16 protein-coding genes are annotated in these 16,252 nt (G+C 39.5%); 7 read left to right on the forward strand and 9 right to left on the reverse strand.

What is annotated here, in order from left to right; translation table 11 throughout:
• Window positions 1-15: 15 nt before the first annotated feature.
• From hisB to hisZ, 4 genes are read right to left on the reverse strand one after another with little or no spacing between them, the layout of a single operon-like run.
• Window positions 16-600, reverse strand: a complete 585-nt coding sequence (gene hisB / locus KFZ56_RS03865) for an imidazoleglycerol-phosphate dehydratase HisB (RefSeq protein ID WP_222640368.1) — start codon at window positions 598-600, stop codon at window positions 16-18.
• Window positions 593-1,876 (reverse strand): histidinol dehydrogenase, encoded by a 1,284-nt coding sequence (gene hisD, locus KFZ56_RS03870; RefSeq protein WP_222640370.1) that lies wholly within the window; start codon window positions 1,874-1,876, stop codon window positions 593-595. Before hisD ends, hisB begins: the two co-directional genes overlap by 8 nt.
• A 6-nt stretch (window positions 1,877-1,882) precedes the next feature.
• Window positions 1,883-2,503: an ATP phosphoribosyltransferase gene (gene hisG, locus KFZ56_RS03875; RefSeq protein WP_222640372.1), complete on the reverse strand. Its 621-nt coding sequence runs from the start codon at window positions 2,501-2,503 to the stop codon at window positions 1,883-1,885.
• 13 nt (window positions 2,504-2,516) lie between these two features.
• Window positions 2,517-3,740, reverse strand: a complete 1,224-nt coding sequence (gene hisZ, locus KFZ56_RS03880) for an ATP phosphoribosyltransferase regulatory subunit (RefSeq protein ID WP_222640374.1) — start codon at window positions 3,738-3,740, stop codon at window positions 2,517-2,519.
• Between the two features lie 113 nt (window positions 3,741-3,853).
• On the opposite strand from hisZ, the gene KFZ56_RS03885 reads away from it, so the two are divergent.
• From KFZ56_RS03885 to murB, 3 genes are all read left to right on the forward strand, one after another.
• Window positions 3,854-4,663, forward strand: a complete 810-nt coding sequence (locus tag KFZ56_RS03885) for a histidinol-phosphatase HisJ family protein (RefSeq protein ID WP_222640375.1) — start codon at window positions 3,854-3,856, stop codon at window positions 4,661-4,663.
• A 285-nt stretch (window positions 4,664-4,948) separates the two neighbouring features.
• Window positions 4,949-5,761 (forward strand): alpha/beta fold hydrolase, encoded by an 813-nt coding sequence (locus tag KFZ56_RS03890; protein ID WP_222640376.1) that lies wholly within the window; start codon window positions 4,949-4,951, stop codon window positions 5,759-5,761.
• Between the two features lie 82 nt (window positions 5,762-5,843).
• Entirely contained in the window at window positions 5,844-6,740 is an 897-nt protein-coding gene (gene murB, locus KFZ56_RS03895; RefSeq protein ID WP_255585283.1) for a UDP-N-acetylmuramate dehydrogenase, read from the forward strand.
• A 422-nt stretch (window positions 6,741-7,162) separates the two neighbouring features.
• On the opposite strand, the gene ehuA is transcribed toward murB, so the two are convergent.
• The 4 genes from ehuA to ehuB all read right to left on the reverse strand — a co-directional run bounded on the left by ehuA (window position 7,163) and on the right by ehuB (window position 10,338).
• Window positions 7,163-7,933, reverse strand: coding sequence for an ectoine/hydroxyectoine ABC transporter ATP-binding protein EhuA (ehuA, locus tag KFZ56_RS03900; RefSeq protein ID WP_255584824.1), 771 nt, complete (start codon window positions 7,931-7,933; stop codon window positions 7,163-7,165).
• Window positions 7,933-8,652 (reverse strand): ectoine/hydroxyectoine ABC transporter permease subunit EhuD, encoded by a 720-nt coding sequence (gene ehuD, locus KFZ56_RS03905; RefSeq protein ID WP_222640378.1) that lies wholly within the window; start codon window positions 8,650-8,652, stop codon window positions 7,933-7,935. The genes ehuA and ehuD overlap by 1 nt, the downstream gene beginning before the upstream one ends.
• Entirely contained in the window at window positions 8,652-9,311 is a 660-nt protein-coding gene (gene ehuC / locus KFZ56_RS03910) for an ectoine/hydroxyectoine ABC transporter permease subunit EhuC (protein WP_222643887.1), read from the reverse strand. The genes ehuD and ehuC overlap by 1 nt, the downstream gene beginning before the upstream one ends.
• A gap of 109 nt (window positions 9,312-9,420) precedes the next feature.
• The gene (gene ehuB, locus KFZ56_RS03915) at window positions 9,421-10,338 is read right to left on the reverse strand and encodes an ectoine/hydroxyectoine ABC transporter substrate-binding protein EhuB (RefSeq protein ID WP_222640379.1); all 918 of its coding nucleotides are present in this window, start codon (window positions 10,336-10,338) and stop codon (window positions 9,421-9,423) included.
• Between the two features lie 495 nt (window positions 10,339-10,833).
• Here ehuB and ytzI point away from each other — a divergent pair, with 495 nt between their 5' ends.
• Both ytzI and KFZ56_RS03925 read left to right on the forward strand, forming a co-directional pair.
• A complete protein-coding gene (gene ytzI / locus KFZ56_RS03920; protein ID WP_222640380.1) occupies window positions 10,834-11,004 on the forward strand; it encodes a YtzI protein in 171 nt (56 codons plus the stop codon).
• Complete coding sequence (locus tag KFZ56_RS03925) at window positions 11,001-11,990, forward strand: Gfo/Idh/MocA family protein (protein WP_222640381.1); 990 nt, start codon at window positions 11,001-11,003, stop codon at window positions 11,988-11,990. The genes ytzI and KFZ56_RS03925 overlap by 4 nt, the downstream gene beginning before the upstream one ends.
• A 414-nt stretch (window positions 11,991-12,404) precedes the next feature.
• Here KFZ56_RS03925 and KFZ56_RS03930 read toward each other — a convergent pair whose 3' ends face one another.
• Entirely contained in the window at window positions 12,405-12,983 is a 579-nt protein-coding gene (locus tag KFZ56_RS03930) for a M15 family metallopeptidase (protein WP_222640382.1), read from the reverse strand.
• Between the two features lie 349 nt (window positions 12,984-13,332).
• Here KFZ56_RS03930 and uxaC point away from each other — a divergent pair, with 349 nt between their 5' ends.
• Complete coding sequence (uxaC, locus tag KFZ56_RS03935) at window positions 13,333-14,730, forward strand: glucuronate isomerase (RefSeq protein ID WP_222640383.1); 1,398 nt, start codon at window positions 13,333-13,335, stop codon at window positions 14,728-14,730.
• Between the two features lie 32 nt (window positions 14,731-14,762).
• Window positions 14,763-16,169 carry an NADP-dependent phosphogluconate dehydrogenase gene (gene gnd / locus KFZ56_RS03940; protein ID WP_222640384.1) on the forward strand — a complete coding sequence of 469 codons (1,407 nt, stop codon included), beginning with the start codon at window positions 14,763-14,765 and terminating at the stop codon, window positions 16,167-16,169.
• Window positions 16,170-16,252: the final 83 nt, after the last annotated feature.

Here is a 16,252-nt window from a genome sequence, read left to right on the forward strand (position 1 = left end):
TGTCCCTGTGTCCCACTATAAAATCCCTTTTGTTGAGGGGATTCCTTTCATTCTTTCATTTTTCTGACTGGCATGATCTAGTGCTCGGCCGAAGCCTTTGAAAATTGATTCGATAATATGGTGTGCGTTTTTCCCGTATGCGAGATTAATATGAAGGGTTACGCCTGCATGACGCACAAACCCTAGGAAAAAATCTTCTACTAATTCGGTATCAAATACACCAACCTTATCCTTTAGTCCTTCAACATGATACACAAGATAGGGACGTCCGCTGATATCCAATGAAATCGTAGCTAAGGCCTCATCCATTGGCGAAGTGACTGTTGCATAACGTGTAATGCCTTCTTTATTTCCTAGTGCCTGATGAAAGGCTTGGCCCATGACAATTCCAATATCTTCTACAGAATGGTGCTGATCTACTTCCAAATCTCCAACACATGATACTTGAAGATCAAATAAACCATGTTTGGTCATTAATGTAAGCATATGGTCGAGGAAACCAACACCGGTATCGACCTGAGAATGTCCCGTACCATCAATCGTAAAATCCAAATCAATTGCTGTCTCGGTCGTTGTTCTATTCAGCGTATATTTACGCATCCAGATCATCCTTTCTGACTTCAATGGCACTTGCATGTGCGGTTAGTTCTTCTGTATTTGCTAATGTTTTAATTTGATCCGCGCTTTTAAGCAATGCCTCTTGTGAATAACTAATAACACTTGATTTTTTCACGAAATCATAGACACCAAGTGGAGATGCGAATCGAGCCGTACCATTTGTTGGTAAGGTGTGATTTGGCCCCGCCAAGTAATCACCTAAAGGCTCGGGAGTATAATTTCCTAGAAAAATGGCTCCGGCATGTTTAATGTATGGTAATTTTTCAGATGGATTTTCAACCATTAGTTCCAGATGTTCAGGCGCAATTTCATTAGCAACGGAGAGTGCATCGATTATATTTTCTGCAATAATTATTTTCCCATTTTGATCCAACGATTGCTGAATGGTTGCCTTTCGCTCAAGGGTGGCAGACTGTCTTTCTATTTCTGCGATTACGTTATCGGCTAACTCTGCACTTGTTGTGACACATATTGCACTTGCTGATTCATCATGCTCTGCTTGGGATAGTAGATCCGCAGCGATAAATGTAGGATTGGCTGTTTCGTCTGCTACTACGCAAATTTCGCTAGGTCCCGCAATCATATCGATAGCTACATCGCCGAACACCCATTTTTTCGCTCTAGCAACATAAGCATTCCCAGGGCCAACAATCTTTGCAACTTTTTCTATTGTTTCTGTGCCATAAGCAAGTGCAGCGATTGCCTGGGCACCCCCAACTTTATAAATTCTATCAACACCGGATTCTGCTGCGGCAACAAGCACATAGGGATTTACTTTCCCGTTTTTAAGTGGAGGAGTAACGATTTGAATGTTTTCCACACCGGCTAACTTTGCTGGTATCACGTTCATTAAAACCGAGGAAGGATAAGCGGCTTTCCCACCTGGTATATAGACACCCACGGTCTCTAATGGCGTCACTTTTTGTCCCAGCATGATCTCGGTGCCTTGATTTAGAAACCATGATTGTTCGGTTTGTGCTTGATGAAATATGGTGATATTTTCCTTAGCCTGTTGGATAGACGTTAGAAATTCGGAATCAACCCATTGTCTGGCTTCATCAAATTCTTGTTCGGATACGATAAGGTCATTTAATTTCACGCCATCCAACGTTTCAGTGTAGGCAGATAGCGCTTCATCTCCATTTTCCCTCACTTTTTGTATTATCTCTAATACAGTTTGATCCAGTTCCGTATCCTCCGTTTGTATGGAAGTACGCTCATCAACGGTTCTGAACGCTTCTGCCGTTATTATTTTCATGTATCATCACTCCAAGACAGATTTTAAATTGGTTATAAAATAATCGATAGATGCAGACTTCGTAGCAAAACTTGCTTTATTAACAATTAATCTTGTACTAATATCCTCTAACTCTTCGAAAATGGTCAATCCATTTTCATTAATGGTGTTTCCTGTTTCCACAATATCGACAATCAAATCAGCCAATCCGATAAGTGGGGCAAGTTCAACCGATCCATTTAATTTCACGGTTTCAATAGCTGTCCCTCTTTTCTGAAAATGTTTTTTGGCAACGGTTGGGTATTTGGATGCGATTGTAAGATTTTTATCCGGATATTGACCCGGTTTTCCGGCAACCACGAATTTACATTTTCCTAGTTTTAGATCAAGCATCTCGTATACATCCGTCTGAGCTTCGAGAATATTGTCTTTCCCCACGATCCCGATATCCGCTGCTCCTTTCTCCACGTATGTCGGGACATCGACGGCTTTAACAAATATTAATTTAATGCTTTCATCCGTATTATAAAAGACTAATTTTCTACTACTCTCGTTGATATCTGTAAAATATATACCTGCAGCTTCCAAAAGCGCCATTGTTTTTTCCGTTGTCCGTCCTTTGGCCATGGCGAGTGTTATTGCTTCCACTTCCAAATTCCCCCTATTCGTTTTGAAGCAGTGCAATGAGTTCATCTGCATTCGTGAAATCTTGCGTTCTGTTGTTCCGGCAAACCAACTGCTGGTTATTTATATAATGGACTGTATACAGGGCTTTAACTTCCTTGTTTGTGTCGTTTGGAAATGTTAGGACTTGATAGCCCTCTTCCCGTAATTGATAAGACATAGCTAAAGCTTCTCTTTGTTTATCAATCTCGTAATAAATCACCATATCTGCAGGAGAGTGTTGCTGCCTGGCTAAATTTTGCTGATGCAGTGCGTCTACGAGATAATCAACCTCAAAGGCAAAACCAATTGCTGGCGTTTGCTCGTCGTTCTGCACGATCAAATTATCATATCTTCCACCCATCAACACAGGTTTGCCAACGTTGTTTACAAACCCTTGGAAGATAATACCAGTATAATAATCCATATGATTAACTAAGCCAAGGTTGAACACGACATTATCTTCTGCCTGATAATCCTTCAGTACGTCGTAAACATGGATAAGGTTCCTTAGAATTGCTTGCATTTTCTCATTTTGAATAATTTCTTTTGCCTGTTTTATCACATTTAAGGGATCGCCGTACAACAGTGGTATCGCCTGTATAGCTGCTCGTATATCTGAGGCGATAGGTAGTTTCTCCAGGAAAGGCTTTATTTCTACGGTGTTTTTTGATTGAATGAGTTCCAGTAATACATTTAAATCTTCCTGCTCAATAGCTGCTTGTTCTACCAGTTCTTTAAAAAAACCTGCATGGCCTATTTCTATTTTAAAATTAGAAAAGCCTAAATCCTTCAATGTATGGACCGCCAGCATAAGTACTTCAGCATTGCTTTGAGGCGTGTTTGCATCAAAATATTCAATCCCAGCTTGAGTTCTCTCTTTTTGGTCATCCTCAGTGAAGGTTTGACGAAAAACATCCAGTACATAGAAAACGCGCGGATGGTTGGTGCTGTTTAATGCTGTCATTCGGCTTATCGGGATGGTCACGTCAGGTCTTAGTACCATCACTTTTCCGGAAGTATCAATAACTTTTATCATTTCGTCTTTATTTACCGTTCCAGGAAAATCTGCATACAAATCATATGATTCAAATGTAGAGGTCCGTATTTGTTTATAGCCATAAGTAGTAAAGCGAGTCCTGAGCGTTTCTATAAGCCTATCTCTTATCTGAAAATCTTCAACCCCCGTATGCTGACCGTTATCCATCATGTATGGTTGCATGGTAAATCTCCTTTCCCATTCGCTTTATCACTTTATTGCTTTATTTAAGTAAAGTTATATAGTATTCTAATAAGTATACAGAAAAAAGTCAATAAAAAATAAGGAGAATTTTCATGTTTGATTATCATATTCATAGTAATTTTTCCGCTGATTGTGAGACATCAATGGAAAATACAATAGAACAAGCGATAAAATTGGGTCTGAAGGAAGTCTGTTTTACCGAGCATATCGATTACGATTACCCGGATACCACCATTCATTTCGAATTTGATTTGGATCAATATGATCGAAAATTAAAAGAAATGCAAGCTGCTTATGCTGGAAGACTTCGAATAAAAAAGGGAATCGAAATTGGCGTGCAGCCTCATTTATTACATCGATATGAAACACTAATGCGAGAGAGGGCGTTTGATTTTGTCATTTGTTCCATGCATACAGCTGAAGGAAAGGACTTACATTCCGGATCTTTTTTAAAAAATTATACCGTAAATGAGGCACATCAAGCGTATTATGAGGAGCTTCTGGATTGTGTGAAAAACTATAAAAACTTTGATGTATTAGGACATGTTGATTTGATTAAACGATATACGAAAGAAAAAAGCAGTAATAATTTTCATGATATCCTCGCAGCTATTTTCAAAGAAATTATTCCAGAGGGCAAGGGGATTGAATTAAATACATCCGGAATTCGATATGGTCTGGAAGGTGGCATGCCGAGTGTGGATATTTTACATTTATATAAAGAATGCGGTGGCGAAATAGTAACATTAGGCTCCGACTCTCATATAGAAACAACAGTGGCCTATCAGTTTAAAGAATCGCTGGAAATGCTTGAAGCCATTGGATTTAAATATGTGGCTACTTTTGCGAACCGTAAGCCGACGTTTCATTCGATTGCAAATCTAATATCATCATTCACATAATCGCCTTCCTCATAACTGCTAATACATGGTATAATAAAGAGAGGAAAATTATTGTATAAGTGTGTGCTCAAAAAAGGGGATAAAAGGACCGAGGTTAAGTGCGCCACGTTCTGGGACTGCGCGTAAATGCTCGTCCCACCGAAAACATTTGGGACTGCGCTAAAAGCTCGTCCCACCGGAAACATTTGGGACTGCGTGTAAATGCTTGTCTCATCGAGGTGTTATTTTTACGGGCTTTTTTGACATCCACTATAAACATGGGTTCAGTAAGTGAGGGGAAAATGTTTGAATAAGAAAATCATTATAAGTTTAACATCATCTTTAATTATGATTGTAGGTGTTATTACTATTTTATATACACCAAGTAAAGCCAAATCGGAACATTACAGCGGGGATCCAACGGTGTTTGTTCATGGTTATAAAGGAACATCCAACTCATTTGGCTTTATGTTGGATCGGTTTGAAAACTCCTACCAATGGGGAAATAAAGCGTTGGTATATTATGTTTCCTCCCAAGGCAGGGTAGAGGAATACAATTTGAATAAAGGGAAACAGGAGCCAGCATTTGTACAAGTGGTTTTTGAAAATAACCGAGCTAGTATTGATGATACAACATATTGGTTATCTTCCGCTTTACATCATATGAAGGAGTCTTATTCTATTGATTCTATTAACCTTGTAGGCCACTCGATGGGCGGAATTACTGGTTTGCAGTATTTGCAGGATTATGCGGGAGGAGAATATCCGAATGTAACTAAACTGGTTACGATCGGCAGCCCTTTTAATGGGATTTACAGCCATGAATATTTTCAAATTCATCAGGATGCAGGAGCCATCGATTTAAAACCGGATTCCCTTGCGCTCCAGCTGCTGCATGATAAGACGATTCCGGAAAATACGAATGTGCTTAGTGTTGGCAGTACAGGAGATACAGTGGCCATGCCGGAGAGTGTACAAGCCATACAATCCATTGTACCGAGTCATCAATTGGAAGAGATTATGATTGAAAACAAGCGTCTTGGACATAGTGCTCTGCATGAAAGTAAGCAGGTTGATAAAATAATTCATTCTTTTCTGTGGCAAGATGATCGCAGATAACTTACAATAGTACAGATGAATATAATCAAATACAAACGGAAAAATTTCTAAAGGAATGATATAGGTGGTAAATTATCATCATATGTACGACAAATTAATAAAGCTAACACCAGAGACAAATGTGATGGTGAATGAACCTTTAAAAAATCATACGTACACTCATCTTGGCGGAGAGGCTGATTTTTTAGTAACACCAGAAACATATGAACAAGTGCAAGAAATTGTAAAGCTTGCAAATACAGAAACAATTCCATTTACTTTACTTGGAAACGGATCTAATTTGATTGTTAAAGATGGAGGGATTCGCGGAATTGTCATGAATCTGAAAAAGCTGACCTCCGTTCAAACAGATGGGGCGATCATTGTTGCACAAAGTGGCGCTAGAATTATCGATGTTTCCAGGGAAGCATTACGCGTGAAACTTTCTGGTTTGGAATTCGCTTGTGGCATTCCAGGTTCTGTAGGTGGCGCATTGTTTATGAATGCAGGTGCGTATGGTGGAGAAATTAAGGATGTTCTCATACGTACAAAGGTTGTTGATCGAGAAGGAACCCTCCTGGATCTATCTGCTGAGCAACTGGACCTCACATACCGCGCCAGTAACATACCGGAAAAGGGATATATCGTATTAGAAGCTACATTTTCATTAAAAGTAGGTGAATACGAGGAAATAAAAGCAATGATGGATGATCTAACCTATAAGCGTGAATCGAAGCAACCATTGGAATATCCGTCGTGTGGAAGCGTATTTAAACGTCCACCAGGCTATTTTGCTGGGAAATTAATTCAGGACAGCGCACTTCAGGGACAAGAAATCGGAGGAGCCCAAGTGTCATTGAAACATGCTGGTTTCATTGTAAATAAAAATGATGCAACAGCAAAAGAATACATTGCTTTAATTCACCATGTGCAGGATACGGTAAAAGGAAAATTCGGCGTTAACCTTGAACGCGAAGTGAAGATTATTGGGGAAGACTGATGAACATAATAGGAAAAGCTGCAGGTATGCTCAGTGAGGAGCCTGTAGCTTTTTTGTGAGGTTGAACAGGTAGACAAATCAGTCTATGCGACTGAACGGAGAGGGATAAACTTAGAGTCCATTCTCAGGTACATGATTCGGGTAAATTAAGTCCTAGCATGTACCTGATAGTCTATCTCAAGTACATGATTCGAGCCAATCGAGTGCAAGCATGTACCTGATAGCTCATCTCAAGTACATGATTCGAGCCAATCGAGTGCAAGCATGTACCTGATAGTCTATCTCAAGTATATGATTCGAGCCAATCGAGTGCAAGCATGTACCTGATAGCTGTTTTCTGGCACGTGCTTCGGTCCATTCGCTTCCTTTTCAACACCACATAAATGAAAAGCGTCCCTGCCACATATGACAGAGACACTATTCTATCTTCTAAAACGATGCAAAAAGCTTTGCAGGCGTTCATTTGTTGAATGCTCCAGCACCTGGCTTGGAGATCCTTGCTCAGCAATGACCCCATCATCCAGGAATAAGACTTTATCGGCAATATCAAGTGCAAATTCCATTTCATGGGTGACGAGTATCATTGCCATTTCACCTTCTTTTGCCAGATCTCGAATGACTTCAAGCACTTCCCCAACAAGTTCAGGATCAAGTGCTGAAGTTACTTCATCAAATAACATCACTTTTGGACGCATCACCAATGCCCGTGCCATTGCTACCCGCTGCTTCTGTCCACCGGAGAGTTGACTTGGGTACATATCCAGCTTATCACCAAGCCCAACCTTTTCCAGCATTTCAGCAGATTGCTTCCGTGCTTCTTCTTTATCGGATTTACGAACATGGATGAGTGCCGACATGCAGTTTTTTAAAATAGTCATATGCGGAAATAGATTAAAATGCTGGAACACCATCCCAATATTGTCACGTACTTCTCGTAGATGTTTTTCATTTGCTTGGACCATTTTACCGTTCTTTTCCATCTTCCAAAGATTGACGCCATCGACGATGATGTCACCTGATGTTGGTGTCTCCAATGTCATTAACATACGAATAATTGTCGTTTTACCAGAACCACTTGGTCCAATAACAGCCACTTTTTCAGCCGGTTTAATGTCCAGGTCAATTCCAGTTAATACTTTCACATCACCAAATGATTTGTGAACATCTTTAAATTGTACAATAGGTTCTAACATTAGGCTGCTCCCCTTTTTTCAATGGTACTTAGTGCTGACTTTTTATTGAAGTTTCCATTTACTCTATTCTCTAATTTTTTAATTAGAATGGCAGATGGATAACTCAATATCAGGAATAGAATTGCCACAATGGTTAATGGCTCTATATATGTCCAATGTTGCGCTCCGTAATCGTTCGCCATTTGCAAAATACCTACAACACCGATGGTTGATGCTAGTGGAACTTCCTTAAACATGATAATCAAGTAATTTCCAAGCATCGGAATGGTGGGTGGTATCGCTTGTGGTAATACAATCTTAGTCCATTTCTGCCTCGTTGAAAAATTTAATGCACGAGAAGCTTCCCATTGCCCCTTATCAACACCATCGATTCCTGAACGGTAGACCTCTCCAATATATGTACTAAAATGTATTCCAAGACCTAATACAGCACTTGTAAATGGACTTAAGGCTACCCCGACAACAGGGATCATCGGCCATGCATAATAAAGAAAGAATAATTGAACAAGTGGCGGAGTGGAACGAATGAATTCCATTATCCATGTAATCACCCAGTTGAAGGGTTTATTGGGTACTCTTCTTAAAAGTGTCCAAACAAGGCCAAATACTAATGCAAATAAGTAGCACGCAATGGTTAGCCCCAACGTTATGCCAATCCCCTGGATAACGATAGGGAAGGCATCAGCAAATGTCTCCCAGCTCCAGCTATTGTTATTCATTAGTTAGCCACTCCCTTCTTGGAAACTTGCTCCATTTTCCGGGTTAGCCATATTAGTGGGAGTGCCATAATAAAGTAGAATACGAGCACTAACAGGTACACCATTGGTGCTTGTGACAAATCGTTGCTTCTTAAAATATCACCGTAATATAATATGTCTGTCATACCAATTAACGATACGAGGGATGTAGCTTTTAACATCTGGATAAGGTAATTCCCGAACTCCGGTAACATCATACGTACAGCTTGCGGGAAAATAACAAGCCGCATTCGTTGCAAGCGAGACATATTAAGTGCTGTGGCAGCTTCCGTTTGCCCCTTCGCTATAGAAAGAATCGACCCGCGTACGACTTCAGACATGTATGCGCCGTAGTTTAAGGCAATAGCAATAACACCTGCCCACCAATTACTGCCAAGTTCAATTCCAAAAAGAATAGGGATGGCATAAAATAACCAGAATAATTGGACGATTAAAGAAGTACCACGAAATATTTCTACATAAAAACCGGTGAATTTACGAAGTACAATATTATTTGAAAGGCGGCATAATCCGGCAATAAATGCCATCAGATATCCAAAAAAGGCAGAAGCAAGAAGAACAGTAATTGTGATGGTAATTCCTTGCATTAACACCGGGAATATATCAATGATTGCATTAATGGTAATCACTCCTTTGTCGTATTGGATGTGAAAAAATATAGGTCCAGTTCTCCTCGGGCGAGGAGCCAGACCCTATGGAGCAACTATTTTCATACGTTTTTAATGTAAATTAATAATTTTCTCCGTTGCATACGGACTCTGCTGTAATTTCTCCAGCAGCCACGGAGTTACTGTCTGGATCAAATCCATTTGCTTCCAGGAGTTCCTCTACCGTCCCATCTTCTTTTAAATCTTGAAGTGCTTCATTGTAGGCGTCACGAAGATCGGTATTATCCGGATGGAATGCCGGTGCTCCCCAGCTTGGCACACCCTCAATATCCGGTTGCTCAAAGTTCTCTACGAATTCAAGCTGTGATTCATCAGACGTTTCCATGGCCAGTCTAAGCGTCATTTCTGTTGCCGTTGTAACGTCAGCTCTATCTGCTTGAATAGCAGAAAAGGTTGCTGGAATATCCGGAGCATTTGTTATTTGATCTTCACTTACCCCCATTGTTTCCAAATAGCCAATTTCTGTTGTACCAGACATGACTGAAACCCTAACATCAGGATTTTCAGCAATATCCTCATAGCTTTCTATACCTAATGGGTTTCCTGCTTGAACAACAAGCCCTTCACCATACACCATTTCCGGTTCAGCAAATATCGCATTCTCACAACGCTCTGGTGTGATTGCCATTCCCGAAGTAACAACATCATATTGTCCTGCGTTTAATCCAGGAATTAATTGGCTGTAATCCTGTAGTTGTGAATCCATATCATCTACCCCAAGCTCTGCAAATACGGCTTTCGCTATATCTACGGCTGCTCCTTTTAGCTCCCCGTCATCTCCTTGGTAACCATATGGCTCTTCATTGGCAAAACCAACTGTAACTGTACCAGACTCCTGTAATTCTGCTAGTTTATCATCTGGTTGGGAACTGCCTTCCCCGCCTCCATTATCTCCGCCTGCTTCTTCATCTGATCCCCCGCAAGCTGCTAGTACAACAATCGTTAGCAAAAATAAGAAAATAAGTAATGATTTTTTCATTTCTAAATGACCTCCCTTTAAATTTGAAAAAATAATTTCGCTAGTAGTGAAAAGACTGTTTAAAAAGCTAAGAAAGTATAAATGTCTGCGCTTTTGTTCCTAGGTATAAATCACCTATCAATTTCGAAAAAAAAACTGCAGGATAGAAGGGGGGATTCTTGACAATCCAAGCATTATTGGAGTGGCTTCAGAATGCCAAATTTTCTAACGAGCAATATAATCTTATGTTATAGGTAAATTTTCATTCGTACAAATCCAATATTTATAAATTATTTGTAAAATGGCCGCAAATTCTTTGGTTAAAAGAATGAGTGAAGCATATACCGAAAAATCCTCCGTTTAATTTTGATTTGCTTGTAAATAGATAAAATTTGCACAAATATGCATGTCATTTTTCCATTTACGAATAAGTTTATATGAATAGACAGAATGATAGAAAGCAAGATATGATAACAATAAGCAACGTCTACGTATTAGGTAAAGTGAGGGTTTAAAATGGGAGATTATTTACTTGTTGGGATTATTTCCATTATTGCTGTAGTAGGAGTCCTGTTGTTGTCACTATTGACGCTGTCCAAGGGATATGCGTATAAGCATTCGATTGATCCTCATCCGGATGAAGAGCAATCAGAAGAATCACAAGAGGAAAGGGGCAATTCAGGTTGAAATTTTCTACAATTGGAACAAGCTGGATAACAGAAACGTTCATTGCAGCTGCTCATCGAACAGGGAAAGCAACGCTTACATCTGTATATTCACGTTCAGCTGAAAAAGCTAGAGCATTTGCTGAGAAAAATGGGGCGAAAAGCTGGTATACGGACATGAATGCAATGCTAGAAGAAGAAACGGATTATATTTATATTGCTTCACCAAATAGCATACATGTGGCGCATGTATTAAATTGTCTGGCATATAAAAAGCATATTTTCTGTGAGAAGCCGATGGTATATACAAAGCAACAATTAGATGAAATAAAGACGCAAGCAAAAAAGCAAGGGGTATTTATTTTTGAAGGATATAGACACTTATTTTCTCCTAATTATAAAACGCTAAAAAATACATTACCAAAATTAGGACAGGTTCGTAGTGTATTGTTGCAGTACATACAGTATTCCTCGCGCTATGATGCTTACAAGGAGGGGAGCGTTCCAAATGTATTTTCTAAGGAGTTTGCGGGTGGGGCATTAATGGATCTGGGAGTCTATCCGTTAAGTATGGCAATCGATTTGTTCGGGAAACCAACGAACGTTGATTATTTCCCTGTGTTTCTATCAAATGGGATTGATGGAAGTGGGACATTAATGGTCACGTATGAGGATTTCAATGTAACCATTATGTGTTCGAAAATCGCTCAAGGTATGATCCCTTCCGAAATTCATGGAGAGAATGGGACACTGACCATGGATCATCTTGCTCCAATTCAATCGTTGAAGTTGTATGATCTAACATCGAAGGAAACCCGTGAGCTTGCACAGTCCCAATATGATTTGGACATGGTGTATGAGATTGAAGCGTTTGTGAAAATGGTGGAAACGAATGATAGTGTGTATCATGATTGGTTATTGGAAAGAAGCGGCCATGTCGCAGATGAACTGGAGAAGGCTAGAAAGAGCCAAGGGATTTTATTTCCAGGAGATTCGAACTTAGCTTAGTCGCTCGACTACTGTTTTCGTTTTATAGATGAATTTTTCAACTTAAATAAAAAGATGTTGGGATATTTAAGATGTTAAGTCTTGACATCGATTCCGTATAGAAACAGTAAAAGCCAATCTTCTGAACTTATATCTAAAGATTGGCTTTTATGTTCATCTATGCATTAAAACCGCTTTAATCACCCCTTTTATCTCTTATAGAAAATTATCCTGACGGAAATATAGGAGAACAAATACAGTAGGATTTTCTATTTGGATAAATGGCAGTGTTTACGTGTTATAAATGGGTTGCGGAATGGCTTATTTTTGAGTTCTCTATATTTTATTGACAGATATACGCAGTTTCAGAAGGAATTCCTGTTTGAATTACGAATGGTTATTTTCCTAAGGGGAGGTGTATTCCACCATGGCCAACTACTGGCCTGCCTCATTTTGGCTACCGTCAGGATCTGGTCGCATTCCTCTTTGCAGTTGGTCAATACGTAATCCGAAATCCATTTGCAGGTGGGGGTAATCTTTAAAGCTCTCCCAGTCTCCACCCCAGTCAAATCCTAATTCTTTTGCAAGGTCAGCGACTTCAAACCAGTCAGATTTTCCATTATCATTTCCATCATAGTGAATATCCCAGATCAGCTCCCCATTATCATCACGGAGTGCATAATCGATAGCTAGTCCATAATTATGATATGACTGGCCGCCCCTTGCATTTGTAACAATATTACCGCTTGTTGATCTTCCTTGCTCATAAAGCTCATTTTGTCTATCGATCGAGCGTATTTCCTCTGTAATAACAACATCAATATCTATTTCAGCTGCTTGCTCTAGCAATTCGTTTTTCTTTTCTTCTACAATTGGATGCAGTTCAGTTGGGAGGGATGCATCCTCATCCATGTCTATATCGTTATCTTCTATTCGGTTATATAATAGGAATAGAGTAGTTACAAATAGAATTATAATCATCCAAGGGAGGAGTATTTTTCGAATGCCTTTCATATGGGTTCGATCCTACTTTCTAGAAGTTTACTACGCTTTATTTTATCATTTCTTTGCAGGTGGCTTCGACTTTTTTCCCCTGAGGAAATCTCTGAGTACAATCGAAATGATAAAAGAGAGCCTGGCCTTTGGACATTTTTGACGTTGTAACCATGTTGATTTCCCAAATACTAGTATGAAACATGCACGTTTTCCCTTGAAAAATAAACCGTTTACATATATGATGATAATATATAGTTTGTTTGGTAAACAAAATAATGTTGTAATGGAATAATAAAAGCACGTTATTTGGAGAATGAAGCGAGGAACGACACACTATTTTCAACAAATGAAGAAAGGCTGATGAAGAATGAAAACATTTATTACCGACGATTTTTTATTGTATAATGAAACAGCAAAAGAACTCTATCATAATACAGCAAAGCATTTACCAATCATCGATTATCATAATCACTTAAACCATGAAGAAATTCTGCAAGATAAACATTACCATAATTTGTCCGAAATCTGGCTGGCTGGAGATCATTATAAATGGAGAGCGATGCGTGCAAACGGTACGGATGAAGCTTATATAACCGGGGATAAAAGTGATTATGAGAAATTTCTGGCATGGGCTAAAACAGTGCCAAATACATTTGGTAACCCACTGTATCACTGGACGCACCTGGAACTATTGCGTTATTTTGATATAGATGTTGTATTTAATGAAGATACTGCACCAGCCATTTGGGAGGAAGCAAACCGAAAGCTTCGTGCACCAGAACGTTCCGTAAGATCTATGCTTAAAAAAGATAATGTGGAGTTTGTCGGAACAACAGACGATCCAACAGATGACCTCGCAAACCACATCCAATTAGCAGCGGAAGGGTTTTCGCCTAAAGTATCACCATCTTTCCGTCCGGATAAAGGGTTGGGCATTGAAAAAGACGACTTCCTTCCATGGGTAGAAAAACTAGGAAAGGTTACCAATGCGGAGATTGAAACCTATGATGCTTTTCTTGGTGCATTAGCAAAACGAGTCGACTATTTTGATAAACATGGCTGCAGAAGTTCCGACCATGGCATTAATGTTTTATATTATGAAAAAGCATCAAAAGCTGAAGTAGCTTCCATTTTTGCGAAACGCTTAAAAGGAGAAGAGCTTCCTACTAAAGAAGTGGATCAATTTAAAACATATACATTGCTTACACTCGGGGAATTATACGCGGATAAAGGGTGGGCCATGCAACTTCATATTAGCCCGCTTCGAAATAATAATACGAAGATGTTTAAAAAACTTGGAGCTGACAGTGGTTTCGATTCCATTAATGACCCACAGATTGCTGAAAAATTAGCAGCATTACTGGATGCATTGGAAGAAAGAGATAAACTTCCAAAAACCATTTTGTATAGTCTAAACGCGAATGATTATGATGTGCTCGCTGCGATGGCAGGAAATTATCAAAACGCTGAAATCCCCGGAAAGGTTCAGTTTGGAACTGCATGGTGGTTTAATGATACAATAGATGGCATGGAGAACCAAATGAAGACATTAGCAAATATCGGGCTAATCCGTCATTTTATTGGAATGCTGACGGATTCGAGAAGTTTCCTGTCATTCTCACGTCATGAATATTTCAGAAGAATCTTATGTAATTTGCTGGGATCCTGGGTGGAAGAAGGAAAAGTACCAAAAGATATGGGACTACTTGAGAAGTACGTTCGCGGAATTTGTTACGAAAATGCAAAGCGGTATTTTTCTCTCTAAGCATTAAACTATAGGTAAGGAAGGTAAAGAATATGGCACAACAAATTGGCGTTATTGGTTTAGCGGTTATGGGGAAAAACCTGGCCCTCAATATTGAAAGCAGAGGATACTCCGTTTCTGTATTTAATCGTTCTTCAGAGAAAACAGAAGCTTTCTTGGAAGACGAAGCAAAAGGTAAGAATTTTGTAGGAGCTACCAGTGTTGAAGAATTTGTTCATTCATTGGAAAAGCCACGCAAAATTTTATTAATGGTTAAAGCAGGTCCTGCCACAGATGCAACTATTGAATCACTGCAACCCTATTTGGAAAAAGGCGATATTTTGATTGATGGTGGAAATACATTATTTGAAGATACCATTCGCCGTAATAAAGAACTTGAAAAAACAGGCATTCATTTCATTGGAACCGGAGTTTCCGGTGGGGAAGAAGGTGCACTAAATGGCCCTTCGATTATGCCTGGTGGGCAAAAGGAAGCTTATGACCTTGTTGCACCTATTTTCGAAGCTATTTCTGCAAAAGTAGATGGTGATCCTTGTACAACATATATAGGTCCTAATGGCGCCGGTCATTTCGTAAAAATGGTGCATAATGGGATTGAATATGGCGATATGCAATTAATCTCGGAAGCGTATTACATTTTAAAACATGTACTTGGTCTTGATACACAGGAACTTCATGAGGTGTTTTCGGAGTGGAATAAAGGTGAACTGGATAGTTACCTGATTGAAATCACGGCGGATATTTTCACTAAAAAAGATGAGGAAACAGGTAAGCCGCTTGTTGATGTGATTCTAGATACAGCAGGTCAGAAGGGTACCGGGAAATGGACGAGCAAGAACGCCTTGGATTTAGGTGTCCCACTTCCATTGATTACAGAATCTGTATTTGCTCGTTTTATTTCTGCCATGAAGGAAGAGCGTGTAAAGGCAAGTAAAGTATTAAGTGGCCCGGAAGTTTCCAAATTTGATGGGAATAAAGATGAATTAATAGAAGCTGTACGTAAAGCCCTGTACATGAGTAAAATTGTTTCCTATGCCCAAGGTTTTGCGCAAATGCGTGCACAATCCGAAGAGAACGACTGGAACTTACGCTATGGTGATATTGCCATGATTTGGCGTGGCGGCTGCATTATTCGTGCCAATTTCCTGCAAAAAATCAAAGATGCATATGATCGTGAGCCAGGTTTAACAAACCTATTGCTGGATCCTTATTTCAAGGAAATTGTGGAAGAGTATCAGTCTGCATTGCGTGAGGTTGTTTCCGTAGCGGTCAAACATGGTATTGCTGTACCATCATTCTCCAGTGCAATTGCATATTATGACAGCTATCGCTCACACGATTTGCCAGCTAATCTATTGCAAGCACAGCGCGATTATTTTGGTGCACATACGTATCAGCGTAAGGATAAAGAAGGCGTGTTTCATACAAACTGGCTCTAAGGTGAAAAGCACCTCAATCTCATATGAGATTGAGGTGCTTTTGATATGATTGGGGGTAGAAGAAGGCAAGCATCCAACCATTT

The organism is Virgibacillus sp. NKC19-3 (assembly GCF_019837165.1).
Classification (GTDB): Bacteria; Bacillota; Bacilli; order Bacillales; family Amphibacillaceae; genus Virgibacillus_L; species Virgibacillus_L saliphilus.